Genomic DNA, 25,725 nt, shown 5'->3' with positions numbered 1-25,725 from the left:
GCGACGACTCGTACTCGCCTTTCGATTCCTTCTCCACGAGCCGGTTAGCTTCTACTGCACTGCTGATCGGTCACCGACGACGGATAAGCATTCGGAGCCGCTCCCGTCTCCGGATGGCCGCCCGATCCTCACCGCACGCCCGGGGGAAGGGGCCCATCATCACTGCCGTCATCGACGCGACCACCCGTTCCCGATCCGTCCCGCCGGTCGGTCCCGGCCTGATCGTGCACGAGTGGGTCGAGCGTCGCGGAGGCGCCGAGCGCGTGCTCGAGGCGATGACCGAGGCCTTCGCCGACGCCGACGTCCGCGTCCTCTGGAGCGACTGCGCCGAGGTCGTCGGCAGGCCCGTCTCGGAGTCCTGGCTGGCGCGCACGCCGCTGCGCCGCCACAAGGTCCTCGCCCTGCCGGCGATGCTGCCCACGTGGCGGCTCCCGGTCGGCGCCTCCCGCGAGTGGGTGCTGGTCAGCTCGCACCTCTTCGCCCACCACGTCCGCACCAGCGGACCGACCCGCAAGCTCGTCTACGCGCACACCCCGGCCCGCTACATCTGGGAGCCCGACCGCGACGGCCGCGGCAGCAGCCTCGCCGCCCGCACCGCGAGCCTGCTCCTCAAGCCGATCGACCGCCTCCGCGCCGCCGAGGCCTCCTCCATCGCCGTGAACAGCCTCTTCACCGGGCAGCGGGTGCGCGACGCGTGGCACCAGCCGTCGCGGGTCATCTACCCGCCGGTGAACACCGAGCTGCTCTCGACGATCACCGACTGGCGCTCCCCGCTCGACGACGACGAGCTGCGCCTCCTCGACTCGCTCGCCCGGCCGTTCATCCTGGGCGCCTCGCGGTTCGTCCCCTACAAGCGCCTCGAGAAGGTCATGGACGCCGGAGCCCGCACCGGGCTCCCGGTCGTCATCGCCGGGCACGGCCCCTGGGAGGCGCGGCTCCGCGCCTACGCCGAGGAGATCCGGGCCGACGTGACCTTCGTCATCTCGCCCTCCGACCAGCTGATCCGCGCGCTCTACGCGCAGGCGCTCGTGTACGTCTTCCCCGCCGTCGAGGACTTCGGGATCATGCCCGTCGAGGCGATGGCCTGCGGGACGCCGGTCATCGGGACCGACATCGGCGGAGTGCGCGAGAGCGTGTCCCTCGCCGGCGGGGGCGTCATCGCCGACCTCGAGGGCGATCCCGACTGGAGCGACCTGCTGCGGCGTGCGCTCGCGCTCGACGTCGACGCCTTCCGGGCTCGCACCCGGGTCTTCTCGCGCCGGCGCTTCATCGCCGAGATCCAGGACTGGGTCGCCGAGCAGACCGCCTGACGACGGCGCTCCCCGCCGCGGGAGGCCGTCCGTGCGCGCGTCACCGTGCGTGCGGACGACCCTCCCGCGGAGGGATCAGAACAGGCCGCGCGGGGGCTCGATCGAGGCGAGGACGCCGGGAGCGGCGATCACGCTGAGGCGGCCGACCTCCTCCGGGGTCAGCTCGGGCAGGCGCTGCGCGAGGTCGAGGAAGCGCTCGATCTCGGACTCCTCGAGCACGTCGGCGGCGAGCGTGCGGAACTTCGACACGTACTGCTCGCGGCTGAACGGATGCGCGCCCAGCGGATGCGCGTCCGCCACCGCGATCTCGTCGACGATCGTCGTGCCGTCCGTCATCAGGATCTCGACGCGCGCGCCGAACGCCTTCTCGCCCGGATCGGTGGAGTGGTAGCGGCGCGTCCACTCCGCGTCCTCCTGCGTCGTGACCCGGTGCCAGAGCGCGATGGTGTCGGCGCGGGCGGCCCGCTCGGGGGCGTAGCTGTGCACGTGGTGCCAGGCGCCGTCCTGCAGCGCCACCGTGAAGATGTACGGCACGGAGTGGTCCAGCGTCTCGCGGGACGCGGCCGGGTCGTACTTCTGCGGGTCGTTCGCGCCCGAGCCGATCACGAAGTGCGTGTGGTGCGAGGTGTGCAGGACGATCCGCTCGACGCGCTCGGGATCGGCGGCCTCGGGGTGCGTGCGGTGCAGGCGGCGGGCGAGGTCGATCAGCGCCTGCGCCTGGTACTCGGCCGAGTGCTCCTTCGTGTACGTGTCGAGGATCGCGCGCTTGGCCTCGCCGCGGTCGGGGAGCGGGACGTCGTAGCTCGCGTCGGCGCCGTCGAGCATCCAGGCGATGACGCCGTCCTCGCCCTCGTAGATCGGCGACGGACTGGTCTCGCCGCGCATCGCCCGGTCGACCGCCTCGATCGCCATCTTCCCCGCGAAGGCCGGCGCGTACGCCTTCCAGCTCGAGATCTCGCCCTTGCGCGACTGCCGCGTGGCGGTCGTCGTGTGCAGGGCCTGCGCGACGGCCTGCTCGATCGTCGCGACGTCGAGGCCGAGCAGCGTGCCGATCCCGGCGGCGGCCGAGGGGCCGAGGTGCGCCACGTGGTCGATCTTGTGCCGGTGCAGGCTGATCGCGCGCACCAGGTCCACCTGGACCTCGTAGCCGGTGACGATGCCGCGGACGAGCTGCGCCCCGCCGATGCCCGCGTGCTGGGCGACGGCGATCAGCGGAGGGATGTTGTCGCCCGGGTGCGAGTACTCGGCCGCCAGGAACGTGTCGTGGTAGTCGAGCTCGCGCACGGCGACTCCGTTGGCCCAGGCCGCCCACTCGGGCGAGACCCGGCGGGCCGGGTCGACGCCGAGGACGACCGAGCCCTGGCCGCCGATGGAGGCGGGGTGCGCGAGAGCCTGCGCGCGGGCGGCGACGACCGGGCGGCGCAGGAGCGACGCGGTGGCGACGGCGGCGTTGTCGATGACCCGGTTGACCACCATCTCGGCGACCTCGTCGTCGATCTCGACCGGATCGGCGGCGACCTCGGCGAGCGCGTGGGCGAGCTGCCCGTGTCGCGGGAGCTCCTCGTCGCTGCGGTGGACGCGGACGTGGTGTTCGTGCACGGGCGGCTCCTTCGTCTCTCCCCCAGGCTATCGCCCGCCTCCGGCCCGGGCCGCGCGGGCAGAATGGGCGGATGTCCTCCCCCACGCGCGTCGCGGCGCTCGACTGCGGCACCAACTCCCTCCGCCTGCTGATCGCCGACGTGGAGGGCGGCCGCCTCCGGGACGTCCAGCGCCGCACCGAGCTCGTGCGGCTGGGCCGCGGGGTCGACCGCACCGGCCGCTTCGACCCGGCCGCGCTCGAACGGACCCTCGCCGTGACCCGCGAGTACGCGGCCGCCGCGCAGGAGGCCGGCGCCGAGCGCCTCCGCTTCGTCGCCACCTCGGCCACCCGCGACGCGGCCGACCGCGAGGACTTCCTCGCCGCCGTCGAGCGGATCCTCGGCGTCACCCCGGAGACGATCTCCGGCGAGGAGGAGGCGCGGCTCTCCTTCCGCGGCGCGGTCTCGGCCGTCGACTCCGCCCGGCCCGTGCTGGTCGTCGACCTCGGCGGCGGCTCGACCGAGCTCGTGCTCGGCGGAGCGGAGCCGGAGCAGGCGCACTCGATGGACGTCGGCAGCGTCCGCCTGACCGAGCGCCACCGCCGGGCCGCCGCACCGACGGAGGGCGAGCGCGCGGCGATGCGGGCGGACGTGGGCGCCGCGCTGGCCGCCTCCTCCGTCGACCTCTCGCAGGCCCGGAGCGTCGTCGGCGTCGCCGCGACCGTGCTCACGATCACCGCGCACGTCCTCCGCAGCACCGACCGCGCCGCGCTCGAGACGTCCCTCCCCCTCTCCGACGTCCTCGCCGCCTGCGACGAGCTCGCCGCGCTGTCTCCGGAGGGGACGGCGGCCCTCCCCTGGGTCCGCCCGGGGCGCGCGGACGTGCTGGCGGCCGGCGCGCTGGTCTGGGGCGAGGTCCTCCGCGCGGTCCACGAGGCGTCGCCGGGCGTCGACCGGGTCCGCTCGACCGCGCACGACATCCTCGACGGCATCGCGCTCGGCCTCGCCTGACGCCCGCGCGGGTCAGGCGGTGAGGGCGCTCCCGGAGTCGCGCGGGAGCCGGGCGGCGGCGGCGAGCGGCACGAGGGTCAGCACCGCGAGGGCGAGGAAGGCGACGCGGTACGGGACGAGGCCGGGCCCGATCGCGGTGCCGACGGCGAGCGCCACCGCGCCCACCGCGACTCCGAGGCCGGCCGCGATCTGCTGCGTGGTGGCGTTGAGGGTGTTCGCGCCCGACATCCCCTCCTGCGGGACCTCGGCGAACGTGACGGTGTTGTAGGCCGTGAAGCCCGCCGAGCGGGCCACTCCGCTCAGCACCAGCAGCGCCACCACGAGCGCCACCGGAGTCGCCGGCTCGAGGAACGCCATCGCCGCCATGCACGCCGCCCCGACCGCGCTCGCCGCGACCAGCACCCCGCGGAAGCCGAGGCGCCGCAGCAGCGGAGTCGTGGCCGGCTTGATCGCCAGGTTGCCGGCGAAGAGCGCGAGCACCACGGAGCCGGCCTGCACCGGGCTCCAGCCGAACGCGTCCTGGAACAGCAGCGGGAGCAGGAACGGCACCGCGTTCACGGTCGCCCGGTAGAGCGATCCGCTCGCGTTGGCGACCCGGAAGGTGCGGAAGCGGAAGGCGTCGAGCCGCACGAGCGGATTCTCGGCGCGGCGCAGGTGCCGCACGGCGAGCGCCGTCACGACCGCGCCGACGAGCATCGGTGCCACCGCCGGCCCGTCGAGCTCGGAGCCGGTGAGGAGCCCCGCCGCTCCGACCAGCGCGCCGAGCCCGACCGCGACGAGCACCAGCCCCGTGACGTCGAGCGGGGGCGGCGCGCTCTCGGAGGTGGCGGGGACGATCCGGCGCGCGATCGCGAACGCGACGACCCCGAGGGGCAGGTTGATCAGGAAGATCCAGTGCCAGGAGGCGACGGTGGTGAGCAGCCCGCCGAGGAACGGCGCGATCACGGGGGCGACCAGTCCCGGCCAGACCAGGATCGCGATGGCGTGGATGATCCCCTCCCGCGGAGTCGCCCGCAGCACCGCGAGCCGGCCGACCGGCACCATCAGCGCGCCGCCGACGCCCTGCAGGACGCGGGCGCCGACCAGCAGCGGCAGCGTGGGGCTGAGCGCGCAGAGCAGGGAGGCGAGGGTGAAGACGGCGATCGCGGTGGTGAAGACGCGGCGCACGCCGAAGCGCTCGCTGAGCCAGCCCGAGGCCGGGATGAGGACGGCGACGGTGAGGAGGAACGCGGTGACGGTGATCGAGACCGCGGCGGAGTCGACGCCCAGGTCGGCGGCGATCGCGGGCGCGGCGGTCGTCACGATCGTGGCGTCGAGGTTCTCCATGAAGAAGCAGCCGGCGACGAGCAGCGCGAGGGAGCGGTGGCGGGGGTCCGTGCTGTCCTCCTCGGCGTGGGGCTGTCGGCGGCGAGCGTAGCGCGGCGACGGCGCGGCCGCCGGGCGGGTACCGTCGCAGCATGAGCGCTGCAGCCGAGACCAGGACGATCCAACTCCGACGCTACGAGCTGATGGACGGGGTGATGGACGACTTCCTCGCCTGGTTCCCCGAGCGGATCGTGCCGGCGCGCGAGGCCCACGGCTTCCGGATCGAGTTCGCCTACGCCGACCGCGAGGTGAACGAGTTCGTCTGGGCGGTCAGCACGGCCGGCGACGCCGACGCGTTCGCCGAGGTCGAGCGGGCGTACCTGGCCTCGCCCGAGCGCGACGCCGCCTTCGCGGGCGAGCCGAAGCGCGTCGCGGTGCAGCACGTGCGGCTGGTCGAGCGGATCGTCTGACCCGGGCGGCGTCCTGCCGGGGCGCCGCCGACTCCGGGCGCCGTCGGGTCCGGGCGCCGTCGGGTCCGGGCGCCGTCGGGTCCGGGCCCGTCAGCTCCGGGCGCGCCGCACGGCCGCGAGGACGCCTCGGACCACGAGCGTCCCGACCGCGATCGACCCGATCGCTCCGGTCAGGCGCGCCCAGACGTGCTTCGGCCGGTCGATCCCGGCGCGGTCGGCGGGCGAGGGGAGCGAGGCGGGCGCGAGCGTGCGTCCCGCGGCTCCCGCCTCGGCCATGTGGGCGAGCCGGCGCACGGCCTCGCGGTTGCGGATCCAGAGGAACGAGTGCATCAGCGGCTTCGGGACGAGCGTGCCCGGGCCCTTCACGGGCGCCTCGTGCATCCGCACCTTCGCGCCGCGCGCGTGCGGCTCGACCTCGACGCGCACCCGGGCCTCGCCGAGCGGCCAGCCGGCGGCCTGGATGACCATCCGGCGCGGCGGGTCCCACTCGAGAACCGTGGTGCGGTCGTCGATCACGAGCGGCCACAGGCCGAAGGAGTGGTGCAGCTGCGAGCCCACGTGCGGGAAGTCGGCGTCGACCTTCCGCATCCGCGACGCGCCGACGACCCAGCTCGGGAACAGCCAGCCGGAGGCGAGCACCGCGAAGACGGACTCGGGCGGGCAGTGGACGACGCGGGTGGTGCGGGACATCGCGGGCTCCTTCTGGTGGTGGTCGGGCGCGTGGCGGCGCCGTCCCTCAGCCTGGCAGGCCGGGGGCGGCGACGGGCGCAGCGCAACGGCGGCGGCTCAGGCCGGGTGCGCCTCCGGCGACAGGTCGGGCGACTCGCGCACCCCGAACTCGTGCCGCAACGCGCTGCGGGCGGCGTGCCAGCCGGCCATGCCGTGCACGCCCGGCCCGGGCGGGGTGGACGAGGAGCAGAGGTAGAGCCCCTTCGCGGGCGTCCGCCACGGGTCGTTCGTGGGGACCGGGCGCGAGAGCAGCTGCGCGACGCTCGCGGCTCCGGCGGCGATGTCCCCGCCCAGGTAGTTCGGGTTGTAGGCCTGCATGTCGCGGGCGGTCATCGAGGAGGCGCCGATCACGCGGTCGCGGAACCCGGGGGCGAATCGCTCGATCTGGGCGGTGATCGCCTCCTGCTGGTCGGCGGGCGAGTACCGGGGGACGTGCGTGTACGCCCAGAGGACGTGCTTGCCCTCGGGCGCCCGGGTCGGATCGACGATCGAGGGCTGCGCCACCAGCACGTAGGGGCTGCGGCTGTGCCGGCCCCGCTTCACGTCGCGCTCGGCAGCCGCGATCTCGGCGCGGCTCCCGCCGACGTGCAGCGTGCCCGCGCCGGCGAGCTCCGGGTTCGTCCACGGCACCGGCCCGTCGAGGGCGAAGTCGACCTTGGCCACGCCGTTGCCGTAGCGGAAGCGCTGAAGTGCCGCCGCGTACGCCGGGGGCAGCCGGTCCCCCGCCATCGCGAGCAGCGCCGTCGGCGTGCCGTCGACGAGCACGGCGCGGGCCGGGGGCAGCTCCGAGAGCGAGGTCACCTCGACGCCGGTCTCGATGGTGCCGCCGTGCGCCCGGAGGTCGTCGGCGAGCGCGTCGACGATCGACTGGCTGCCTCCGATCGGCACCGGCCAGCCGCGCGCGTGGGCGTAGGCGCCGAGCGCCAGGGCGGCCGCGGCCGTCGACGGGCTCGGCATCGGGCGGATCGAGTGCGCGGCGACCCCGGAGAACATCGCCGGGGCGACGTCCTCGCGGAAGCGCAGATTCCACACCGGGGTGCCCTGCTCGAGCACCCGCAGTCCGAAGCGGATCAGCACGCTCGGGTCCGTCGGGATCCGCAGCAGCGCGTCGTTGGTGAAGCCCGCGACGCGGTCGGCCCGCTCGGAGAGAGGTCCTATCAGGGCGCGCCACGCCGCTCCGTCGCGCCCCAGCGCCTCGACCGTGCGGTCGAGGTCGCGGTAGGCGATGCCCGCGCGGCCCCCGTCGAGCGGATGCGCGTACGAGATCTCGGGGACGACCAGCTCGATGCGCCGGTCGAGCCCGAAGGCGCGGAAGAAGCCGGACGCGAGGGCCATCGGGTGCACCGCCGAGCAGACGTCGTGGTGGAAGCCGGGCAGCGTCAGCTCCGCCGTGCGCGCGCCGCCGCCGATCGTCTCGTTGCGCTCGAGCACGGTGACCGAGAGCCCGGCCCGCGCGAGCGTGACCGCGGCGGCGAGGCCGTTGGGCCCCGCCCCGATGACGACGGCGTCGACCACGGTCACTTCCTCCGCAGGGCCGAGACGACGCCCGCGGCGCCGGCGGCGAGGGCCGCGGCGGCCCCCGCGTAGCTCAGGGCGCGGTGGCGGATCATCCAGATCTGGGGCGTCATGGTGTGCGCGCGGTCGCTGAAGAGGCCGCGGGCGCCGTGATCGCCGGGGACCGGCTCATACACGTTGTTCGGGAGCATCGGCTCCGTCTTGTCGGGGGCCTGCTGACCGTCGAAGGCGCTGCGGGCGAGGTACCAGTCCATGAAGCGCCCGGCGAAGCGGTCGCCGAGGATGGTGCCCGCGGTCGGCTCGCCGACCCACGTGCGGCGGCGCGGCTTGTCGGCCACGTCGGCGATCGCGATCGCCCCCACCTCGGGCTCGTAGATCGGCGGCACGGGCTGCGGGTGGTGCGGCAGCTGCGACTTCACCCAGTTGAACTGGATGGTGTTGAGCGCCGGCATGTCGACCTCGGACAGGCGCACGCGGCTCTTCGCGTGCAGCAGCTCCGCGGTGACGGCCTCGGTGAAGCCTCGGGCGCCGAACTTGGAGGCGCAGTACGCGGCCTGCAGCGGGATGCCCCGGTGCGCGAGGGCGGAGCCGACCTGGATGACGTGCCCGCGGTCGCGCGGGGTCATCCGGGAGAGGGCTGCGCGGGTGCCGTTGACGAAGCCGAAGAAGTTGACGCCCACGGCGCGCTCGAAGTCGGCGGGCTCGGTCGAGAGGAACTCGCCGAAGACGCCGACCATCGCGTCGTTGACCCACAGCTCGATCGGGCCGAGCTCGGCCTCGACCCGGTCGGCCGCCGACTCGACGGCCTCGCGGTCGGCCACGTCGGTCGGGATGCCCAGCCCGCGCCGGCCCTTCTGCTCGATCTCGGCGACCGTGGCCGCCAGTCCGTCCTCGCCGCGCGCCAGCACGGCGACGTCCCAGCCGCGGGAGGCGAGCTCGCGGACCGTGGCGCGTCCGAGCCCGGCCGTGCCGCCCGTGACGACGGCGACTCCGCGGCTCATGCGCGGGCCTCGCGGGAGGAGGTCTCGAGGCGGGGGTGCTGCGTCATGGTGCGGGCTCCTTCGTGAGGGCGCGGTGTGCGTCGGGAGTCCCACGCTAGGCGGGAGCGGCGGCGCGGCGCGCGGGGTTGCGCCCGATCGGTGGAGAGCTCGGTGGATCCGCGCCCGGGGAGGAGAATCGCTCCCGACAGCTCCCGGCTCTCCTCCAGAGACCGCCGCCAGACTGACGCCCGCCCGAGCACCCTCCGACCGGATCGACGCATGACCTCTCTCCTCGACCTGAGCCTCGTCTCCGGCCCCCTCGTCGTCGCCGTCTACGTGCTCGCGATCGGAGCGCTCCTCCTCCTGCTCGCCGCCCACGTCCGCGCTCCCCGCCGCGGGCGCTCCCGGCGCGGCGGGATCGCCGTCGCGGTCCTCCTCCTGGGCCTGATCGGCGGCGCCGCCCTGGCCGCCCTCGTCGACGGGCCCGACGGCCCGTTCGGCGTCGACTTCACGCCGGTCACCCGGGTCGCGATCGGCCTCGGGATCGGCGGGCTGGGCGTCGCCCTGGTCGTCCTCGGGCACGCGATCGCCCGCCGCCGCGCGCGGGGGGTTCTCGCATCGCTCGCGGCCGGAGTGCTCGTCGTCGCGGCGGCCGCGATGACCGTCAACATCGACTTCGGCCAGTACCCCACGGTGCGCAGCGCGCTCGGGATCAGCGCGTACTCCGACTCCTCCGTGCCGGTCGCCGCCGCGGACGGACCGCACTCGGACCTCGCGACCTGGACGGCCCCGGCCGGGATGCCCGCCGTCGGCTCGGTCTCGACGGTCGCCATCCCCGCCACCGCGTCGGGTTTCCCGGCCCGCGACGCCGTGGTCTACCTCCCGCCCGCGGCCCTCACCGCGGCACCGCCGCTGCTGCCGGTGATGATCATGCTCTCGGGGCAGCCGGGGTCGCCCTCCGATCCGCTCTCGACCGAGAAGTTCCAGCAGACCCTCGACGCCTACGCCACCGCGCACGCCGGCCTCGCGCCGATCGTCGTGTCGCCCGACCAGCTGGGCGATCCGGACAGGAACCCGATGTGCGTCGACTCGCCGCTCGGGAAGTCGGCCACGTACCTCACCGTCGACGTCCCGAACTGGATCCGCGCGAACCTCCCGGTGCTCGGCGACGCGCAGCACTGGGCGATCGGCGGCCTCTCGCAGGGCGGTACCTGCTCGATCCAGCTCGGCGCCGGCCACCCGTCGCTCTTCGGCAACATCGTCGACGCCTCGGGCGAGCTCGCGCCGACCCTCGGCAGCGAGGCGGCGACGGTCGCGCAGGGGTTCGGCGGCGACCAGGCCGCCTACGAGGCCGCGAAGCCGGTGAACGTCCTCGCGGAGAACGCCCCCTACACCGGCACCGTCGCGATCTTCGGAGTCGGCGCCGAGGACACCTCGTTCCTCCCCGGGGCGAAGACCGTCTACGCCGCGGCCGTCGCCGCCGGCATGAGCGCCACCTACGTCGAGGTGCCGGACAGCGCCCACGACGTCACGGCGTGGTCGGCGACCTTCGACAAGGGCCTCGAGATCCTCGCCGACCGCTGGAAGCTCGTCCCCGCCTCCTGAGCGGCTCCGGGCCTCAGGCGCTCTCGACCAGCCGGACCGCCGCCTCGACCCCGCCGCTCCACGGCGCTCCGTGGCCCGGAACCACCCAGCGCGCCCCGGTGGGCAGGAGCGCCCGGAGCGACGCGAGCGCCTGCTCCGGCTCGTCGGTGAAGGGCGCGGGCTGCGGACCCGTGCGGCCGGTGAGCACGTGGCGGGTGGTCAGCCCGTCGCCGACGAAGACCGCGTCGGCCAGCGGCACGTGCACGGCGATGCTCCCCGGGGAGTGACCCGGGAGCGCGATCACGCGGGGAGCGCCCGGCAGGTCGAGCGTCTGCCCGTCGTGCACTTCGACGACCTCGGTGAGCGGCGGGACCGTCGCGATGCCCTTCCGCAGCGCGTAGGCCGCGAAGCCGAGGAGCGGCAGGACGCGCAGCCGCGGTGTCGCGGTCCTCGGCTTCGCCCCGCCCTTCGCCCGCTCGGCGTCGGCGGCGTGCACGTGGACCGGCACGCTGTGGTCGCGGCGCAGGCGCTCGGCGAAGCCCACGTGGTCGGAGTCGCCGTGGGTCAGCACGACGCCGCGCACGTCGTCGAGGGTGCGGCCCATCGCGCGCAGCTCGGCCAGGAGCTCCGGCCAGAGACCGGGCAGGCCGGCGTCGATGAGGGTGACACCCTCGTGGGTGTGGACGAGGTGGACGGCGACGATGTCGGTGCCGATGCGGCGCAGGTGGGGTCCGAGTTCCATGATGGCTACGCTAGTTAGCCATCATGGCTACTGTCAATAGCTATACTCGGTCCATGCCCGCTCCCGACCGCACCTCTCTCGAGGCGATCGTGCGCGCCGCCGGCGAGCTCCTCGAGCGCGACGGGCTCGCCGGGGTCACGATGCAGGCCGTCGCGCAGAGCGTCGGAGTCCGCGCCCCCTCCCTCTACAAGCGCGTCGAGGGACGCGAGACGCTGATCCGCCTCGTCGCCGCGGACGCCCTGACCGTGCTCGCCGACCGCCTCGCCGACGCCCCGGACGCCGCCGCGCTCGCCGACCGCCTCCGCGCCTTCGGCCACGAGCGGCCGGCCGCGTTCCTCCTCGTGATGGCCCCCGCTCCCGGCACGCCCGTCGCCGCCCAGGAGTACCGCGACGCGGCGAGCGCCCGCCTGCTGGACCTCACCGCGCAGTTGGCGGGCGAGGAGGACGCCCTCGAGGCGGCGCGCACGCTGACCGCCTGGGCGACGGGGTTCATCGGGATGGAGATCACCGGCGCCTTCACCCTCGGCGGCGATGTGGAGAGCGCCTGGCGCTTCGGGCTGGGGCGGATCGTCTCCGCGCTCGCTCCGGCCGCGTCGCGCTGAGCGCCGCCGCTCAGGCCCGGCGGAGCGCCGCCTCGTCCTCGAGGAACCGCGGACGGCACGCGACGATCCCGCTGACCAGCAGCACCGCCACTCCGGCGAACAGCAGCGCGTACGCGCCGCTCCAGTCCCCCTGCGCCTCGTAGAGCACGCCGATCAGCAGCGGACCGAGGCAGGCGAGCCCGTAGCCGAGCCCCTGCGTGGCGCCGGAGAGGGTCGAGGAGCCGGTGGTCGTCCGCGTCCGCGCGTTCACGAGCGTCAGCGTCATCGGGAACGTGCTGACGCCGAGCCCGAGGCAGACCACCCACGCCACGGCACCCTCCAGCGGAGCGACGACGAGGCCGGCGTATCCGACGGCGAGCAGCGCGCAGCACACCACCACGACCACGACCGGGTTGCGCATCCCCAGCGTCAGCGGCGGCACCACGAAGGCGGCGGCGAGGCCGAACACCGAGAACAGCGCCAGCAGCGCACCGCCCTGCGCCGGATCCGCGCCCGCGTCGACGAGGATCGTCGGCAGCCAGGTGATGATCCCGTAGGTGTGCAGACCGGTCATCCCGAGCATCAGCACCATCGCCCAGAGCAGCGGCGTGCGCCAGGCCCCGTTCACGCGGCCGCCGGCGGCGGCCGGAGCCGCCCCGCCTCCTCCGCGGGCCGCGAGCGCCGCCCAGAGCAGGCAGGCCGCGGCCGTCATCACGGCCCAGATCCCGATCGCCCAGCGCCACCCCGCCGTCGAGGCCAGCGGCACCGCGACCAGCGGAGCGACGAACTGGCCCACCTGCAGCAGCGCCAGGTAGAGCGAGCTGACCGTCTTGATCCGCTCGGCGAAGTACCGCTTCACGATCGGCACGATGAGCACGTTCGTGGTGCCCACGCCCGCGAAGGCGACGACGGTCGAGAGCACCAGAGCGACCGGGCTCGGGCTGAGCGCGCGGAGGGCGATGCCCAGCGTGGTCACCAGCGTCGCGATCGCGAGCGTGCGCTCCAGGCCGATCCGGCGCGAGACGGCCGCGGCGACGAAGCCGAAGACGGCGAAGGAGGCGGTGACGATCGTCCCCAGCGCCCCGTAGAGCGAGGGCCCGAAGCCGAGATCGGCGCCGATCGTGTCGAGCAGCGGGCTGAAGCCGGTGACGGCGGTGCGGAGGTTCAGCGCGGTGATCGCGATGGCGGCGAGGGCCAGGAGGGCGGTGGCGCGGAGCGTCGGTGCTGCGGTCATGGAGTCCCCGAGAGATAGGATGATGGGATGAATCCTGGCGAGTCTAGCCCCGCGGCGCCGTTCCAGCGCGAGAGCGTGATCGACCACGTCACGGCGCTGTTCCACGAGGAGATCCGCTCGGGCCGCTGGGCCGTCGGCGAGCGGATCCCGGTGGAGGCCGAGCTCGCCCGCTGGACCGGCGCCGGACGCAACTCCGTCCGCGAGGCCGTCCAGGCCCTCGTGCAGGCGGGCCTCGTGCGGCGGGAGCAGGGGCGCGGCACGTTCGTCACCGCGCGCTCGCAGCTCGCCGAGTCGCTGCGCCGCCGCATCCCGAGCGCCGCCCGCCGGGAGGGCCTCGAGCTGCGGTTCGCGATCGACGGGGCGACGGCCGCGCTGGCGGCCGAGCGCCGCACCGGGGAGGACGTCGCCGCCCTCCGCGCCCTGCTGGCCCGCCGGGCCCGCTCGTGGGAGGCGCCGGAGCTCGCCGAGCGGATCGCCGCGGACACCGCGCTGCACCGGGCCGTCGTCGTCGCGACCCACAACGACCTGTTCGTCGAGCTCTACGACGGCCTCACCGGCATGTTCGAGTCGGTGCTGGAGGAGGACGTCGTCGGCGAGGAGGACGTACACGCCCGCCAGCACGCCGAGCTGGTCGAGGCGATCGCCGCGGGTGACGCCGAGGGGGCGCGGCGCCGGATCGAGGAGCTGCTCGCGCCGCTGCTGGCCGAGGCGCAGCAGGGCGACGGCTGAGGCTGAGGGGATCCTCAGCGGCGGGCGGCGAACGGCACGCGCTCGCGGCCGGCGCCGTGCCGCCCGGCGAGCGGGATCAGCCGAGCGGGATCAGCCCCGCGGACGACGGGTCGACCAGAGCGCCCACGCCACCAGCAGCGGCTGGAACGCGAGGCGCACGGCGCGCTTGCGGTCGGTGTCGAGGCCGAAGGCGCTCGTCCGCGTCACCCACTGCGAGACGTTGCCCGGGAAGATCGCGGTGAAGAAGGCGGCGGCCGCGGCTCCGACCAGCGGCGCCCGGCGGCGCGCGAGCACCAGGGAGGCGCCCAGGCCGATCTCCACCACGCCCGAGGCGAGCACGACCGCGTCCTTGTCCAGCGGCACCCACTCGGGCACCTGCGCCTGGAACTCCTCCCGCTTGCGGGTAAGGTGGCTCACCCCCGCGAAGAGGAGGGCGGAGCCGAGGAGCACCTTGGCGCCGGTGCGGAGGAGGGACGGGGAGGAGGATGTCATGCGCTCCATCGTTCCCGATGCGGGCCGCCGCCGCCGCCGTGGCGCGGCCACTGCGCACGAACGTGCCGGTGTCGGAGGCGGCGCCTAGTCTGATCGCGTGACTGACCGCATCCTCGTCCTCACCACCGGTGGCACCGTCGACAAGGAGTACTCGCTCGCGGGCGAGCTCGAGATCGGCGCCCCGATGGTGCCGCGCCTGCTCGCCCCGGTGCTCACCACGCTCGAGTTCCGCGTCGAGGAGGTCCTCGCCAAGGACAGCCTCGAGCTCGACGACGCCGATCGGGCCCTCATCCGCGAGCGGGTGCTCGCCGCCGAGGAGGACCGGATCGTCCTCACCCACGGCACCGACACGATGACCGCGACGGCCGAGGCCCTCGGCGTCGTCCGCGATCGGGTGGTCGTCCTCACCGGCGCGATGCAGCCCGCACGGATGCTCGACAGCGACGCCGCGTTCAACCTCGGCACCGCGGTGGCCGCCGTGCAGCTGCTGCCGCCGGGCGTCTACCTCGCGATGAGCGGACGGGTGCTGCCCGCCGGCTCCGTGGTGAAGGACCGGTCGATCGGGGTGTTCCTCCCGGCCTGAGCCGGACCAGGATCGAGGGGCGCCCGCGGACGGGCTCCCGGCCGGACCACCCTCAGGCCTCGGCGAGCCCCGCGGTGCAGGCCGCGCAGAGCCCGAAGACGTCCACGACGTGGTGCGCGTCCGTGAAGCCGTTCTGCGACGCGACCGAGCGCGCCCACTCCTCGACCTCGTCGGCCGCGATCTCGACCGTCAGCCCGCAGCGGCGGCAGATCAGGTGGTGGTGGTGCGTGCCCGGCGTGCAGGCGCGGTAGAGGCTCTCGCCCTCGGGCGACTGCAGCGAGTCGGCCTCGCCCTCCACGGCCAGGTCCGAGAGCGCGCGGTAGACCGTCGCGAGCCCGATCGGCGAGCCGGAGGCGTGCAGCGCACTGTGCAGGCCCTGGGCGCTGACGAAGTCCTCGCGACGCCCGAGAGCCTCGCGCACCGCCTCGCGCTGCCACGTGTTGCGCTTGACCACTGGACCACCTCCACTCCGCACGACCCGGGCCACGCTACCGCCCCCCGCCGACGGCGAGCCGGGAGCGCCGGACGCCCTTCCGGCCGATGATCCGGCAGACCGCGTAGATCGCGAACGAGATCGTCGTCACGTAGGGGCTGATCGGGATCGATCCGCCCAGCGCGAGCAGGATGCCGCCCACCAGCGCGCCGACGGCGAAGAGCACGCTCAGCAGCGGCACGACCACCGGCGAGGCGGACAGGCGCAGCGCCGCGGCCGCCGGCGTCACCAGGATCGCGAGCACGAGCAGCGAGCCGACGATCTGCACCGAGACGGCGACCGCGAGGCCGAGCAGGAGCATGAACGCGATCGAGAGCGCCCGGGTGGGGATGCCGCGCGCGGCCGCCACGTCGGCGTCGACGCTCGCGAAGGTGAGGGGGCGCCAGATCAGCGCGAGACCGACGAGGACGACCACCGAGATGCCGATCAGCCACCCGAGCTGCGGGTCGTCGACCGCGACGATCTGACCCGTGAGCAGGCCGAACTTGTTCGCGCTGCGGCCCGGGTAGAGGGCCAGGCAGAGGATGCCGATGCCGAGTCCGAACGGCATCAGCACCGCGATGATCGAGTTGCGGTCGCGGGCGCGCGAGCCGAGCACGCCGATCAGGACCGCCGCGATCAGCGAGCCGACGATCGATCCCTCGACGACGCCGACGCCCAGCAGCAGCCCCGCGGAGGCCCCCGCGAACGAGAGCTCGCTGATGCCGTGGACCGCGAAGGCCATGTCGCGCGACATCACGAAGACGCCGATGAGCCCGCCGACCACTCCGAGGACCGCGCCGGCGATCACCGAGTTCATCAGGAGCGACAGCAGCGCTCCGTAGTCCGAGAAGTCGAAGATCTGCGACCAGACGTCCGTCACGACTGCCCCTCCTCGTGCTCGTGCACGTGCGAGTGGTCGGGTGCGCCGACCACGATGACCCGGCCCCGGGCGCGGATCACGTCGACGGGTGCATCGTAGAGCTCGCTGAGCACCTCCGAGCGCAGGACCTCGTCGGGGGTGCCGATCCGGAACCGGCCGCCGGCGAGGTAGAGCACGCGGTCCACCATGCCGAGCACCGGATTCACGTCGTGCGTGACGAAGAGGACGCCGAGGTTCCGCTCGCGGCGGTGCCGGTCGATCAGCTCGCTGACCGCTCGCTGGTGGGCGAGGTCGAGCGCGATCAGCGGCTCGTCGCAGAGCAGGAGCGCCGGGTCGCCCGCGAGCGCCTGGCCGACGCGGACGCGCTGCTGCTCGCCGCCGGACAGGCTGCCGATGGGGGCGTCGGCGAAGGCGGTGGCGCCGACGGCCTCGAGCAGCGCGTCGACGGCCGCGCGCCGGGAGCGGGAGGGCAGGGGCAGGCCGAACCGGTGGCCGTCGATCCCGAGCCCGAGCAGATCGCGCGCGCGCAGCGGCGTGCCCTCGTCGGCGAGCTTCTGCTGCGGGATGTAGCCGATGCGCCGGTTGCCGCGGTGCACGGGCTCGCCGAGCACCTGCAGCTCCCCCGCGCTCAGCTGCTGCTGACCGAGCACCGCGCGCAGGAGGCTCGTCTTGCCGGAGCCGTTCGCCCCGAGCACCGCGACGAACTCGCCGGCGCGCACGTCGAGGTCGACGCCGCTCCACAGCTCGCGGTCGCCGAAGCGGAGCCCGGCGCCGCGCAGCCGCAGCACGGACGCCGAAGGGCCCGCCTCCGGGGAGACGGGCCTGGTCGGGGAGTCGTGCCTCACTGGGAGAGGGCTCCCTCGATCGCGTCGAGGTTGGCGGTCATCCAGCCGGTGTAGTCGTCGCCCTCGGGCAGCGTCTCGGTGACGGGGACGGCCGGGATCCCGGCGGCCTTCGCGGCGTCGAGCACCGCGTCCGTCTGCGCGCCCTCGGTCTGCTCGTTGTAGATCAGCGCGTCGACGGCCTCGCCGGAGAACAGCGCCAGCGTCTCCTGGAGCGTGGTCGCGGGGACGTCGGTGCCCTCCTCGACCGCCTCGCTGAAGGCCTCGGGAGTCGCGTCGGTCAGGCCGAGCGCATCGGTCATGTACAGCGGGACGGGCTCGGTGATCGCGATGGAGCGGCCGGAGAGCGCGCCCTTCAGCTCGCCCTCGCGGGCGATCAGGGCGTCGAGCCCCTCGTCGAGGGTGGCGAGATTGGCGGAGTAGGCGGAGGCGTTGTCGGGGTCGAGCGCGGCGAGCTCGTCGCCGATCCGCCCCGCGACCTCCTTCATCACCGAGAGGTCGTACCAGACGTGCTCGTTGAACTCCGCGTGCTCGTGCCCGCCCTCCGACTCCTCCTCCTCCTCCGCGTGGTCGTGGACGTCCTCCAGGCCGGCGATCACGGTGGCCGTGATGACGGGGGCCTCGGTGCCGGCCGCGCTGATCATGGTGTCGAGGAAGTGGTCGTAGCCGCCGCCGTTCTCGATCACGAGGGTCGCGCCGGACACGGCGAGCTGGTCGCGGGCGGTGGCCTCGTACTCGTGCGGGTCCTTGTCCGGGCTGTCGATGATGCTGGTCACCTCGACCAGGTCGCCGCCGATGCTCGAGACGAGGTCGCCGTAGACGTTCGTCGACGCGACGACCTTCACGGGCCCGCCCGCGGCGGCGGCGGAGGAGCTGTCGGAGGCGCTGCCCGCTCCGGAGCAGCCGCTCAGGGCGAGCGCGGTGCCGCCGAGGAGGGCGGTGAGGGCGAGGAGGCGGGTCTTCACGGTGAGCCGATCTGGGTCAGGGGCCGGGCGGGTGCCCCCACGCTAACGGCTATTGATAACGATTGTCAAAATCGTGCAGAGGCGCCCGCCGGTCATCCGCGGACACACGCGGACACGGGGCGACACGCGCCTCGCTCCGAGCACCTCGCCCCTGGCACAGTCGCTGCACACCGCCCCCGACGAGACGAGGACACCGTGACCACCACCGCACCCACGACCACCGGCGCCGATGCCGCGACGCCGATCGGCGCCGCCGCCGAGCACTGGTCGGCCGCCCCCCGGCCCGACTCCCCCGACGCCTGGCTCGTCCGCGCCGAGGAGGTCGCCGCCGTGCTCGCGACCGACGCCCTCGAGCGCGACCGCGCCGGCGCCGCCCCCTTCGCCGAGGTCGCCCTGCTCAAGGCGGCCGGCCTCGTCACGCTGCTCGGGCCCGCCGAGCACGGCGGCGGCGCCCAGGAGTGGACCACCGCCCTCCGCGTCGTCCGCACCGTCGCGCGCGGCGACGGCTCGATCGGCCAGCTGCTCGGCTACCACTACCTCTGGGCCTGGGCGGCCCGCCTCGTGGGGACCCCTGAGCAGATCATCGCGGTCGAGCAGCTCGCGACCGAGGGGGACCTCCTCTACGGAGGCGCGGTGAACCCGCGCGACTCCGACCTCACCGTGCGGGAGGAGGGCGACGAGCTGGTCTTCACCGGCCGCAAGTCGTTCTCGACCGGCGGCGTGGTCAGCGACCTGACCGTGCTCGAGGGGGTGCTCGAGGGGACGGACACCCACCTCTTCGCGATCGTCCCCACCGATCAGGAGGGGATCGTCTTCGGCCGCGACTGGGACAGCCTCGGCCAGCGGCTCACCGAGTCCGGCTCCGTCGAGATCCGCGGCGTCCGCGTGCCGTGGGCGGCGGCGGCCGGCTTCGTCGACAAGGTCTACCGTCCGCTCGTCTACAACACCCTCAACGTGCCCGTCATCCAGCAGGTCTTCGCCGAGTTCTACCTCGGCATCGCGCAGGGAGCGCTCGAGCGCGCGGCGCAGTACACCCGCGAGCGCACCCGGGCCTGGCCGTACGGCGGCGACGACAAGGAGCGCGCCGGCGACGAGTGGTACGTGCTCGAGGGATACGGCGACCTGCAGTCCCGGCTCTGGGCCGACGAGGCGCTGATCGACGCGACGGGGGCCGCGCTCTCGGCCGCGCTGCACGCTCCGCGCGAGGAGCTGACGCCTCGGCGCCGCGGCGAGATCGCCGTGCGGATCGCCGCGGCCAAGGCGCGGATCGTGGAGGACGGCCTCGCGACGGCGACCCGCGTCTTCGAGCTGACCGGCGCCCGCGCCTCCGCCAGCTCGGTCGGACTCGACCTCTACTGGCGGAACCTCCGCACCCACTCCCTGCACGATCCGCTGCCCTACAAGCGCCGCGAGGTCGGCGTCTTCGCCCTGCTCGACACCGTCCCCGAGCCCAGCTGGTACACCTGATCGGCCGCGGGGCGCGTCCTGCTCCGGCGGCGCGCCCCGCCCGCACGCCGCCCCGGCGTCGATCCGCGACAGGCCGGAGCGGAGCCCCGGGGTAGCGTGAGGGCCGAGCGGAGGGAGGACCGTGGCCGTCACGCTGCACGACGTCGCCCGCGCCGCCGACGTCTCGATCAAGACCGTCTCGAACGTGATCAACGACTATCCGCACGTGCGCCCGGCCACCCGCTCCCGGGTGCAGGCGGCCATCGCGCAGCTGGGCTACCGCCCCAACCTCTCCGCGCGGAGCCTGCGCCGCGGCCGCACCGGCGTGATCGGCCTCGCCCTGCCGGAGCTGAGCCTCCCCTACTTCGCCGAGCTCGCCGACAGCGTGATGCGCGCCGCCGACGAGCGCGGGCTGACGGTGCTGATCGAGCAGACCGGCGGCGACCCCGAGCGCGAGCGGAGCGTGCTGGCGAGCGAGCGCCGGCAGCTCACCGACGGGCTGCTCTTCAGCCCGCTGGGCCTCGCCGACGAGGACGCGCTCGCGGTCGGCTTCCCCCTGGTGCTGCTCGGCGAGCGGATCTTCACCGGGCTGGTCGACCACGTCACCATGCAGAACACGGCGGCGGCGCACGCTGCCACCGCGCACCTGCTCGCCTCCGGAAGGCGCCGGATCGTGGCGCTCGGGACGCACCCCGACGCCGCTGTCAGCTCGGCGTCGCTCCGCCTCGAGGGCTACCGCGCCGCGCTCGCCGAGGCCGGCATCGCCTACGACGAGCGGATGATCGGCGTCTCGGGCCCGTGGCGGCGCTCCGGCGGCGCCGAGGCGATGCGCCGCGTGCTCGCCTCCGGGCTCGACTTCGACGCCGTGTTCGCGCTCAACGACACCCTCGCGCTCGGCGCGGTCCGCGCGCTCCAGGAGGCGGGGGTCCGCGTGCCCGAGGAGGTGGCGGTTATCGGCTTCGACGACATCGACGAGGCGGGCTACTCCTCCCCCAGCCTCTCCACCGTGGACTCGGGGCGCGACGAGATCGCGCGCACCGCGGTCGAGGTGCTGCAGGCCCGGATCGAGGGCACCCGCACCGGCCCCGGGACGCTCCACGAGGCGGCGTTCACCGTGGTCGCCCGGGAGTCGACCGCGGGCCGGCCGATCGCGGAGGACCCGGCCGTCGGACGGGCGTCGGCCGGGGCCTAGGCGCAGGTCCCGCTGCCGCAGATCTCGCGGCGGATCCACGCTCCCGCGTCCGCGACGGCCAGCTCGCCGCGGCGGAGGAGCCGGCTCCACTCCACGGCCCGCGTCGTCAGCCGGTCGTCGGCCGAGCCGCGGACGTCGCCGCCGACGGTGCGGAGGAACAGGTGCGCGAGCGGGCCGCCGAGGTACAGCGTGGCGCCCGCGACGCCGGCGAAGTGGCGGGCCTGGCCGCGGGTGCCGTCGTCGTAGGGGCGGCGGAAGCCCTTCCCCCGGACCCGGTTGCGGCCGCCGTGCGCCAGGTCGAGAGCGCCGAGAGGGGCGCTGCGGATGCCGGCGACGTCCTTCGCGACGGCCGCGAGGAACGCGCGCGGGCGGGGATGCGACGCCGCGAGGGCGTCGGCGCGGTCGGCGAGCTCGGAGCAGGCGTCGGTGACGGCATCGGAGGAGGGCACCCGCCCAGTCGAGCACAGGTGCGCTGAGCGGCGGCGGGGAGACGCGACGCCCGAAGAGGTCTGCCGCCGTCGGCAGCGGCGAGCAGCGAGGCAGGAGGGGCCCGTGCCGCTCTTGACAGCGGCCGAGCCGGGGCGGACCATCGTGTACAACGTTAGAAAGACCGCTCGCCGCCGAGCCCGCTGCGGGAGCCCGAAGCCCGAAAGGCCCTCATGACCGACGCCCCCGCCGCCACCGCGCGCATCAGCCTCGACCCCGCCGCGGTCGTCGCCCCCGTCACTCCGCGCCTCTTCGGCTCGTTCGTCGAGCACCTCGGCCGCTGCGTGTACGACGGCATCTACGAGCCCGGCCACCCCGCCTCGAACGAGGACGGCTTCCGCCTCGACGTGGTCGAGCTGGTCAAGGAGCTGGGCACCACGACGATCCGCTACCCCGGCGGCAACTTCGTCTCGGGCTACCGCTGGGAGGACGGTGTCGGCCCCCGCTCCGAGCGCCCCCGCCGCCGCGACCTGGCCTGGCACTCGCTCGAGACCAACGAGGTCGGGCTGGACGACTTCGCCAAGTGGGCGGAGCTGACCGGCAGCGAGATCATGTACGCCGTCAACCTCGGCACCCGCGGCGTCCTCGAGGCGCTCGACGTCCTCGAGTACGCCAACGGACCGGCCGGCACCGCTCTCGCCGACCAGCGCATCGCCAACGGCGGGACCGAGCCCTACGACATCCGCATGTGGTGCCTCGGGAACGAGATGGACGGCCCCTGGCAGGTCGGCCACATGAGCGCCGACGACTACGGCAAGCTCGCCTCCCGCACCGCCAAGGCCCTCAAGATCGCCGACCCCTCGCTCGAGCTGGTCGTCTGCGGCTCGTCGAGCTCGTCGATGCCGACCTTCGGCGAGTGGGAGCGCGTGGTCCTCGAGCACGCGTACGACGACGTCGAGTACGTCTCGTGCCACGCCTACTACCAGGAGTACGACGGAGACCTCGGCTCCTTCCTCGCCTCCTCCCTCGACATGGAGTACTTCATCGCCACCGTCGCGGCGACCGTGGACCACGTGAAGTTCAAGCTCAAGAAGACGAAGGACATCAAGCTCTCCTTCGACGAGTGGAACGTCTGGTACCTCGAGGAGTGGCAGGCCAAGGAGAAGGCCGACGCCGAGGGCGACCAGAGCACCCGCGAGTGGGCCTACGCCCCGCGCCTGCTCGAGGACGTCTACTCCGTCGCCGACGCCGTCGTCCTCGGCAACCTGATGATCACGCTGCTGAAGAACTCCGACCGGGTCACCTCCGCCTCCCTCGCGCAGCTCGTCAACGTGATCGCGCCGATCATGACCGAGCCGGGCGGAGCCGCCTGGCGCCAGACCACGTTCTTCCCGTTCTCGACCACTGCACGCCTGGCCTCCGGCTCGGTGCTGCGCCCCCGGATCGACGCGGGGACCTACTCGACCGCCCGCCACGGCGACGCTCCGCTCATCGACTCCGTCGCCACCGTCGACGAGGGCCGCGCGGCCGTCTTCCTGGTGAACCGCTCGCAGACGGAGCCGATCGAGGTCACCGTCGACGTCAGCGGCCTCGGAGTCTCGAGCATCGCGGAGGCGGTGGCCCTGTTCGACGAGGACCCCTACGCGAAGAACACGCGTGACGACCAGAACCGCGTGCGCCTGCGCGAGGCCACGGCGACGCTCGAGGACGGCGTGCTGACGCTGACCCTCCCGCCCGTCTCGTGGACGGCGGTCGCGCTCACGGCGTAGCGACGTCCGACCCGCGGGACCGCGTCCGGCTTCCCGGAGCCGCGCGGTCCCGCGGGCCCCGTCGGCAACCGTCTCGGCTCAGGCCGCGGGCCACAGCGGGGAGGAGGCGCTCGAGCTGGTCCGCGAGGTCGTCCGCCACCCCCACCAGTACGTGGCGGGGATCGGGCTCGACAACCTCGAGACGGCGGGTCCGCCCGAGCGCTTCGCCGACGCCTACCGCCTCGCCGGGGAGGCCGGCCTGGGCCGGACCGCCCACTCCTCCGAGCACGCCCCGACCGCGGCCAACACGACGACCTGCCTCGATCTGCTGGGCTGCGACCGGATCGACCACGGCTACTTCGTCCTCGAGGACCCCGCCGTCGTCGAGCGCGTCCGCGAGCAGGGCGTCGTGTTCACCGTCGCCTCGACGACCTCGCGCCGCTCCTGGCGGCCCTGGCGGCGCGCGTCCATCCGGGCGATGCTCGACGCGGGACTGCGGGTCGTGCCGTGCTCCGACGATCCCGGGATGTTCCCGACCACGCTCGCCGACGAGTACCGCCTCGCCGCCGGCCCGATCGGCGCGACCGCCGCTCAGCTGCGCGCGATGGCGCTCACCGGAGCGGAGGCCTCCTGGCTGCCCGCCGACGAGAAGGAGAGTCTGCGCGCGTCGTTCGCCGCGGAGCTGGACGCGGAGTTCGGGCTCGTCTGAGGCCCGGGACGCGACGGGCTCCCCGCCCTGACAGAGTGGACGGATGAGCCCCCTCCCCGATCCCCTGGCCTTCGACCTCGAGGCGCTGCGCCGGGAGGTGCTGCCGGACGACGGGGGCGAGGTCGACGACAGCATCCCCGCGCTCGCGGACGCCGACCCGGGACTCTGCGCGATCGCGCTCGTCCTGCCCGACGGGTCCGTCCGCGCGAGCGCCGACGCGGAGTCGGGGTTCAGCATCCAGTCGGCCGTGAAGCCGTTCCTGTTCGCGCTCGCGCTCCTCGACACCGGCGGTGACGCGCTCGACCGCGTCGGCATCGAGCCCACCGGCGAGGCCTTCGACGCCCTCAAGCTCGAGAGCGGCACCGGGCGCCCGCCGAACCCGATGGTCAACGCGGGAGCGCTGCTGACCGCCGCCCTGGTCGACGGCGGCGACGCCGACGGCCGGAGCGAGCGGATCCTCCGCGGCCTCTCCGCCTTCGCCGGCCGCCCGCTCTCCGTCGACGAGAGCGTCGCCGCCGACGAGCACCTCCTCGGCGACCGGAACCACGCCCTCGCGCACCTGATGCGCGCGGAGGGCACCCTGCACCGCAGCGCCGACGACGCCGTCTCCGCGTACGCCCGGGCGTGCGCCGTGCTTGTCGACGTCCGCGACCTGGCCGCGATGGGCGCGACGCTCGCGTTCGGCGGCGTGCACCCGGGGACCGGCGAGCGGGTCGTGCCGGCCTCGGTCGCGCGCGACGTGGTCGCGGTCATGGCGACGTGCGGCGTCTACGACGGCTCGGGCCGCTGGATGCGCGCGGTCGGCGTCCCCGCCAAGTCGAGCGTCTCGGGCGCCCTCGTCCTCTCCGCTCCCGGCCGCCTCGGCGCCGCCGTCGTCAGCCCGCCGCTGGACCCCCAGGGCACCAGCGTCCGCGGCGCCCGCGTCGCCGCCCGCCTGAGCGACGCCCTCGCCCTGCACTCCTTCGCGGTCGCCCCCCGCTGACCGCTGCCGTTCCCCCGCTCTCCCGCTCCCGCCGGCGCAGCCGCGGCCCGTGCCCCGCACCCTCAGCGGAGACCACCCGCTCTCCCTCGACAGCGAAGGGCCGAGCCGCATCCGTGCACGCTCGCCCTCAGGGCCGAGCTGACCGCCGAATCGCGTTCCAGCGATTCGCCGTAGCGGTACGCTCCCCGCTCCACGACACGCCCCCACCTCGTACAGCCGACCGCGGAGCGGATGACGACGAAGGAGGAATCCGCTCAATCCAAGAGCAGCGCCGGTTCCTCCAGCACGCTGGCGACGTCGGCGACGAAGCGGCTGACGACGTCGCCGTCGACGACGCGGTGGTCGAAGGAGCCGCCGACCGTGGTGACGAAGCGGGGGCGGACCTCGCCGTCGACGACCCAGGGCTTCTGCTTGATCGTGCCGAGGGCGATGATCGCGACTTCGCCGGGGTTCAGGATCGGGGTGCCCGTGTCCATCCCGAACACGCCGATGTTGGTGATGGTGATGGTGCCGTTCTGCATGTCGGCGGCGGTGGTCTTGCCGTCGCGGGCGTCGAGGGTGAGCTTCTCGAGGGCCTGGGCCAGTTCGAGGAGGCTCATCGACTGGGCGTCCTTGACGTTGGGGACGAGCAGTCCGCGCGGGGTGGCCGCGGCGATGCCGAGGTTGACGTAGTGGCGGACGACGATCTCGGTGTCGGTCCAGGCGGAGTTGACGGTGGGGTTGCGGCGGACGGCCCAGATGATGGCCTTGGCCATGATGAGCAGCGGCGAGACCTTGACGCCGGCGAAGTCGGGCGAGTTCTTGAGGCGCTTGACGAACTCCATGGTGCGGGTCGCGTCGACGTCGACGAAGACGCTGACGTGGGGCGCGGTGAACGCGCTCGTCGACATCGCGGCGGCGATCGCCTTGCGGACGCCGCGCACGGGGATGCGCTCCTCGCGGTCGTCGCCCCAGGCGGGGGTCTGGATGTTGCGGAAGACGCTGGCCTGGGAGGCGTGGCGGATGACGTCGTCGCGGGTGACCTCGCCGGCGAGGCCGGTGGCCTGCACCTCGAGGAGGTCGACGTCGAGGTCCTTCGCGAGCTTGCGGATCGGCGGCTTCGCGATGACGGGGAGCGCGGCGGCGGCGCAGCTCCTCGGCGGTCGCCGCGTCGACGGGCTCGGAGCCGAAGAGGCGGCGGTCGGTCAGCGCCAGCAGCCACTCGACCTAGACGTGCAC

At 74.3% G+C, this 25,725-nt stretch carries 24 protein-coding genes and 2 pseudogenes; 12 read left to right on the top strand and 14 right to left on the bottom strand.

Translation table 11 applies throughout. From position 1 onward, the window contains the following. Nucleotides 1–113: 113 nt before the first annotated feature. Nucleotides 114–1,310 carry a glycosyltransferase gene (locus C5B98_RS14210; protein ID WP_104224527.1) on the top strand — a complete coding sequence of 399 codons (1,197 nt, stop codon included), beginning with the start codon at nucleotides 114–116 and terminating at the stop codon, nucleotides 1,308–1,310. A 75-nt stretch (nucleotides 1,311–1,385) separates the two neighbouring features. Here C5B98_RS14210 and C5B98_RS14205 read toward each other — a convergent pair whose 3' ends face one another. Next, the gene (locus C5B98_RS14205) at nucleotides 1,386–2,909 is read right to left on the bottom strand and encodes an MmgE/PrpD family protein (protein ID WP_104251037.1); all 1,524 of its coding nucleotides are present in this window, start codon (nucleotides 2,907–2,909) and stop codon (nucleotides 1,386–1,388) included. A gap of 71 nt (nucleotides 2,910–2,980) precedes the next feature. Between C5B98_RS14205 and C5B98_RS14200 the strand changes: the two genes are divergently transcribed. Continuing rightward, nucleotides 2,981–3,898, top strand: a complete 918-nt coding sequence (locus C5B98_RS14200; RefSeq protein WP_104327957.1) for an exopolyphosphatase — start codon at nucleotides 2,981–2,983, stop codon at nucleotides 3,896–3,898. 12 nt (nucleotides 3,899–3,910) lie between these two features. Here C5B98_RS14200 and C5B98_RS14195 read toward each other — a convergent pair whose 3' ends face one another. After that, a complete protein-coding gene (locus tag C5B98_RS14195) occupies nucleotides 3,911–5,224 on the bottom strand; it encodes an MFS transporter (protein ID WP_104327956.1) in 1,314 nt (437 codons plus the stop codon). Nucleotides 5,225–5,355: 131 nt separating this feature from the next. Here C5B98_RS14195 and C5B98_RS14190 point away from each other — a divergent pair, with 131 nt between their 5' ends. Next, nucleotides 5,356–5,673: an NIPSNAP family protein gene (locus C5B98_RS14190; RefSeq protein WP_104224531.1), complete on the top strand. Its 318-nt coding sequence runs from the start codon at nucleotides 5,356–5,358 to the stop codon at nucleotides 5,671–5,673. A gap of 90 nt (nucleotides 5,674–5,763) precedes the next feature. Here C5B98_RS14190 and C5B98_RS14185 read toward each other — a convergent pair whose 3' ends face one another. The 3 genes from C5B98_RS14185 to C5B98_RS14175 form a co-directional block, all read right to left on the bottom strand. Beyond that, complete coding sequence (locus C5B98_RS14185) at nucleotides 5,764–6,363, bottom strand: SRPBCC domain-containing protein (protein WP_104233566.1); 600 nt, start codon at nucleotides 6,361–6,363, stop codon at nucleotides 5,764–5,766. A 96-nt stretch (nucleotides 6,364–6,459) separates the two neighbouring features. Further along, a complete protein-coding gene (locus C5B98_RS14180) occupies nucleotides 6,460–7,917 on the bottom strand; it encodes a phytoene desaturase family protein (RefSeq protein WP_374953065.1) in 1,458 nt (485 codons plus the stop codon). Nucleotides 7,918–7,919: 2 nt separating this feature from the next. Beyond that, nucleotides 7,920–8,918, bottom strand: coding sequence for an SDR family oxidoreductase (locus C5B98_RS14175; RefSeq protein ID WP_104233564.1), 999 nt, complete (start codon nucleotides 8,916–8,918; stop codon nucleotides 7,920–7,922). A 258-nt stretch (nucleotides 8,919–9,176) separates the two neighbouring features. On the opposite strand from C5B98_RS14175, the gene C5B98_RS14170 reads away from it, so the two are divergent. After that, nucleotides 9,177–10,502 (top strand): esterase family protein, encoded by a 1,326-nt coding sequence (locus tag C5B98_RS14170; protein ID WP_104327954.1) that lies wholly within the window; start codon nucleotides 9,177–9,179, stop codon nucleotides 10,500–10,502. Between the two features lie 13 nt (nucleotides 10,503–10,515). Here C5B98_RS14170 and C5B98_RS14165 read toward each other — a convergent pair whose 3' ends face one another. Next, nucleotides 10,516–11,223 carry an MBL fold metallo-hydrolase gene (locus C5B98_RS14165; protein WP_104327953.1) on the bottom strand — a complete coding sequence of 236 codons (708 nt, stop codon included), beginning with the start codon at nucleotides 11,221–11,223 and terminating at the stop codon, nucleotides 10,516–10,518. Nucleotides 11,224–11,276: 53 nt separating this feature from the next. Here C5B98_RS14165 and C5B98_RS14160 point away from each other — a divergent pair, with 53 nt between their 5' ends. Then, nucleotides 11,277–11,825, top strand: a complete 549-nt coding sequence (locus C5B98_RS14160; protein WP_104327952.1) for a TetR/AcrR family transcriptional regulator — start codon at nucleotides 11,277–11,279, stop codon at nucleotides 11,823–11,825. A gap of 10 nt (nucleotides 11,826–11,835) precedes the next feature. Here C5B98_RS14160 and C5B98_RS14155 read toward each other — a convergent pair whose 3' ends face one another. Continuing rightward, the gene (locus C5B98_RS14155) at nucleotides 11,836–13,038 is read right to left on the bottom strand and encodes an MFS transporter (protein ID WP_104327951.1); all 1,203 of its coding nucleotides are present in this window, start codon (nucleotides 13,036–13,038) and stop codon (nucleotides 11,836–11,838) included. A gap of 27 nt (nucleotides 13,039–13,065) precedes the next feature. Between C5B98_RS14155 and C5B98_RS14150 the strand changes: the two genes are divergently transcribed. Beyond that, on the top strand, nucleotides 13,066–13,767 hold the full coding sequence (locus C5B98_RS14150; protein WP_104327950.1) for a FadR/GntR family transcriptional regulator: 702 nt from the start codon (nucleotides 13,066–13,068) through the stop codon (nucleotides 13,765–13,767). Nucleotides 13,768–13,857: 90 nt separating this feature from the next. On the opposite strand, the gene C5B98_RS14145 is transcribed toward C5B98_RS14150, so the two are convergent. Continuing rightward, on the bottom strand, nucleotides 13,858–14,268 hold the full coding sequence (locus C5B98_RS14145) for a hypothetical protein (protein WP_181027249.1): 411 nt from the start codon (nucleotides 14,266–14,268) through the stop codon (nucleotides 13,858–13,860). Between the two features lie 88 nt (nucleotides 14,269–14,356). On the opposite strand from C5B98_RS14145, the gene C5B98_RS14140 reads away from it, so the two are divergent. Further along, nucleotides 14,357–14,842, top strand: coding sequence for an asparaginase domain-containing protein (locus tag C5B98_RS14140; RefSeq protein WP_104224541.1), 486 nt, complete (start codon nucleotides 14,357–14,359; stop codon nucleotides 14,840–14,842). A 52-nt stretch (nucleotides 14,843–14,894) separates the two neighbouring features. On the opposite strand, the gene C5B98_RS14135 is transcribed toward C5B98_RS14140, so the two are convergent. The 4 genes from C5B98_RS14135 to C5B98_RS14120 are packed head-to-tail and all read right to left on the bottom strand — an operon-like array spanning nucleotide 14,895 to nucleotide 18,004. Next, nucleotides 14,895–15,296, bottom strand: coding sequence for a Fur family transcriptional regulator (locus tag C5B98_RS14135; RefSeq protein WP_104224542.1), 402 nt, complete (start codon nucleotides 15,294–15,296; stop codon nucleotides 14,895–14,897). 34 nt (nucleotides 15,297–15,330) lie between these two features. Continuing rightward, nucleotides 15,331–16,134 (bottom strand): metal ABC transporter permease, encoded by an 804-nt coding sequence (locus tag C5B98_RS14130; protein WP_104224551.1) that lies wholly within the window; start codon nucleotides 16,132–16,134, stop codon nucleotides 15,331–15,333. Nucleotides 16,135–16,193: 59 nt separating this feature from the next. Beyond that, nucleotides 16,194–17,042, bottom strand: coding sequence for a metal ABC transporter ATP-binding protein (locus C5B98_RS14125; RefSeq protein WP_104247996.1), 849 nt, complete (start codon nucleotides 17,040–17,042; stop codon nucleotides 16,194–16,196). Further along, complete coding sequence (locus tag C5B98_RS14120; RefSeq protein ID WP_104327949.1) at nucleotides 17,039–18,004, bottom strand: metal ABC transporter solute-binding protein, Zn/Mn family; 966 nt, start codon at nucleotides 18,002–18,004, stop codon at nucleotides 17,039–17,041. Before C5B98_RS14120 ends, C5B98_RS14125 begins: the two co-directional genes overlap by 4 nt. Nucleotides 18,005–18,199: 195 nt before the next feature. Between C5B98_RS14120 and C5B98_RS14115 the strand changes: the two genes are divergently transcribed. After that, nucleotides 18,200–19,471: an acyl-CoA dehydrogenase family protein gene (locus tag C5B98_RS14115; protein WP_258072316.1), complete on the top strand. Its 1,272-nt coding sequence runs from the start codon at nucleotides 18,200–18,202 to the stop codon at nucleotides 19,469–19,471. Between the two features lie 121 nt (nucleotides 19,472–19,592). Then, nucleotides 19,593–20,642: a LacI family DNA-binding transcriptional regulator gene (locus tag C5B98_RS14110; RefSeq protein WP_104227227.1), complete on the top strand. Its 1,050-nt coding sequence runs from the start codon at nucleotides 19,593–19,595 to the stop codon at nucleotides 20,640–20,642. On the opposite strand, the gene C5B98_RS14105 is transcribed toward C5B98_RS14110, so the two are convergent. After that, on the bottom strand, nucleotides 20,639–21,091 hold the full coding sequence (locus C5B98_RS14105; RefSeq protein WP_104224546.1) for a hypothetical protein: 453 nt from the start codon (nucleotides 21,089–21,091) through the stop codon (nucleotides 20,639–20,641). The genes C5B98_RS14110 and C5B98_RS14105 overlap by 4 nt on opposite strands. A 210-nt stretch (nucleotides 21,092–21,301) precedes the next feature. Here C5B98_RS14105 and C5B98_RS14100 point away from each other — a divergent pair, with 210 nt between their 5' ends. The 3 genes and pseudogenes from C5B98_RS14100 (at nucleotide 21,302) to glsA (ending at nucleotide 24,507) form a co-directional block, all read left to right on the top strand. After that, complete coding sequence (locus C5B98_RS14100) at nucleotides 21,302–22,837, top strand: alpha-N-arabinofuranosidase (RefSeq protein ID WP_104327948.1); 1,536 nt, start codon at nucleotides 21,302–21,304, stop codon at nucleotides 22,835–22,837. A gap of 109 nt (nucleotides 22,838–22,946) precedes the next feature. Continuing rightward, nucleotides 22,947–23,525: pseudogene (locus C5B98_RS14095) on the top strand (adenosine deaminase); the annotation flags it as partial. 43 nt (nucleotides 23,526–23,568) lie between these two features. Beyond that, a complete protein-coding gene (gene glsA, locus C5B98_RS14090) occupies nucleotides 23,569–24,507 on the top strand; it encodes a glutaminase A (protein ID WP_104324656.1) in 939 nt (312 codons plus the stop codon). A 254-nt stretch (nucleotides 24,508–24,761) separates the two neighbouring features. On the opposite strand, the pseudogene C5B98_RS14085 reads toward glsA, so the two are convergent. Further along, nucleotides 24,762–25,634 (bottom strand): annotated as a pseudogene (locus tag C5B98_RS14085) (dihydrolipoamide acetyltransferase family protein); the annotation flags it as partial. Nucleotides 25,635–25,725: the final 91 nt, after the last annotated feature.

It is taken from the genome of Rathayibacter sp. AY1A5 (genome assembly GCF_002930875.1).
In the GTDB taxonomy this organism is placed as follows: domain Bacteria; phylum Actinomycetota; class Actinomycetes; order Actinomycetales; family Microbacteriaceae; genus Rathayibacter.
Note: the sequence above shows the minus strand (reverse complement) of the source record. Positions and strands in the feature narration are given on the sequence as shown.